The sequence below is a fragment of the Vibrio sp. 5S239 genome (genome assembly GCF_041439575.1).
In the GTDB taxonomy this organism is placed as follows: domain Bacteria; phylum Pseudomonadota; class Gammaproteobacteria; order Enterobacterales; family Vibrionaceae; genus Vibrio; species Vibrio kanaloae.
On the sequence record NZ_JBGOOM010000060.1, the window covers coordinates 1 to 1,828 of the forward strand.

A 1,828-nucleotide genomic window follows, 5' to 3' on the forward strand; every position below is an offset into this window, starting at 1 on the left:
GCAGCTCAGAATTTAAACCCAACCAACAAAACGCACTTGGCTAAGAAGACTTTCGAAGATGCCGACAGCCACAAATACCACCTTTCAATGCTCCCGCTTAACTTTCAAAACCAAAGAAGAAGCGCGCAAAAACGTTGAGAAATGAATCTTACTAACACGAAAGAATTGAATGGCACGGAAGCTAATTAACCGAAAAACTGACTACGCGAGATGCCTATTTCGATGAAAAAGTCTTTGGAAAATAACAGGTGAATAGCTAGAACGTAGATCAAGACTTTTAGACCACAAACGCTTTTCTGCTCCTTGCAAACTAACGCCGCATTAAGGGGTGAGCGACGCCAAACACCACAGCTTCGACAAACCACTTAAAACACAAAAGCTGAATTTAGACGAAAACCGCCAAGCGTTGCGAATCCCTCTTAAATGCTTTGTTATAAGGAGGGTTCACCTATTGTCCACATTTCAACTTCTATACTTTCTTTTTCATCACCCCAGTCTTCTTTGTAACCCTGCTCGATGTAATCGAAATTTGCGGAAATCTCATACTTTTCCAAAATACTTCTACCTGTAAGTAAACCATCGTCAGGTCTAAACCGCTTATAGTAGGTTTCGTCAAAGAACACAGTTACTTCACTAGAAAAAAGGTTGGGATAACAAAGAAGTACAGCTACCCAAGACTTACCTTTTTCGTTGTTTGGCTTTGCATTAACCATATGGTTGGCGGCTATAAATAACTGCTCTAAAGCCTCTTTCTGCCACTCAAACTTGGAACTAGAACCTTGGATTAAGCGATCAAGTGTCCAAATTTTGAAGTTAGTGTATTGCTCACCATCCCGCTCTGGATAATAACCTCGAAACTCTTCAGCCCACACTTTTAGGGCACGTATGTGCCTTTCTGGATTTCGTACTTTCTGTTTTGGACGATGAAAGCTAATTCTTCGCATATCTTCCTCCTTATAACGCCCAATTAAGGGGTGAGCAACGCTACCACCCAACTTAAAGCATTGTACCGTAACCACTAAAATTGAAGTAGAAGCAAAAATGCCAAGCGTTGGGAATCCCTCTTAAATTGTTTGTTATAAGAAAAATTACTTATAGGACTTATGCATTTGAGTTGATTTATTTTCAAGATCAAATTTTGCTTCATACAAATGAAGCATCAATGCTTCTAGCAAGTCTATTGCTAAAGACAAGTCCTTTCTTTGGGGCGAAATCAATTTATGTGCAGCACTATCACCCATGAATTTTAGAGTTAACAGCCCTTCGGTAATACTTTTGGGCATCCCTAAGATGTCGTTTAGTTTTTCTATTTTTATATGAAACTTCCAAGCTATATCATCAGTGATACCTTGGTCTATGCATATCGCTTCGAGCAATGTTCGTATGGCTGTTGCAGTAGGAATTGCTAGATCGTACCTAAACGAAGTAACAATATCTCGATATAAATCCTGAAGTTCATCTTTGATGTAACAAAAACTTTTAGGGTTGCGATGGCTAAAAGTATGTTCTGGATAAAAGGTAGACACATACACTTGCTCAAACCCATCATTCATACCAGCGCATGTATATTTATCTTCTAAGCAAGCAGAATCACAACCCATACAAACCCAAAACGTATATTCAGATTCCTCTAAAGGTGAGCTTTCATCCACACGACCATCATCTTCATCAAAATATACGATTTTTGTATGGGAACTCTTAGCTGTGTGATTCGTTGTTCGATTACAGCTGTTACAGTGAATTTTTTTAATTTCGCCCATTGTTTGCCTTTTCTTATAACGCTAAGCTAAGTAGTGAGCAACGCAATATGAAGCCACCGCATAACACC

At 39.1% G+C, this 1,828-nt stretch carries 2 protein-coding genes; both read right to left on the reverse strand.

What is annotated here, in order from left to right; translation table 11 throughout:
• Window positions 1–431: 431 nt before the first annotated feature.
• Window positions 432–944 (reverse strand): DUF3916 domain-containing protein, encoded by a 513-nt coding sequence (locus tag ACED48_RS20395; protein ID WP_017058387.1) that lies wholly within the window; start codon window positions 942–944, stop codon window positions 432–434.
• Window positions 945–1,088: 144 nt separating this feature from the next.
• The gene (locus tag ACED48_RS20400) at window positions 1,089–1,760 is read right to left on the reverse strand and encodes a DUF4145 domain-containing protein (RefSeq protein ID WP_017058388.1); all 672 of its coding nucleotides are present in this window, start codon (window positions 1,758–1,760) and stop codon (window positions 1,089–1,091) included.
• Window positions 1,761–1,828: the final 68 nt, after the last annotated feature.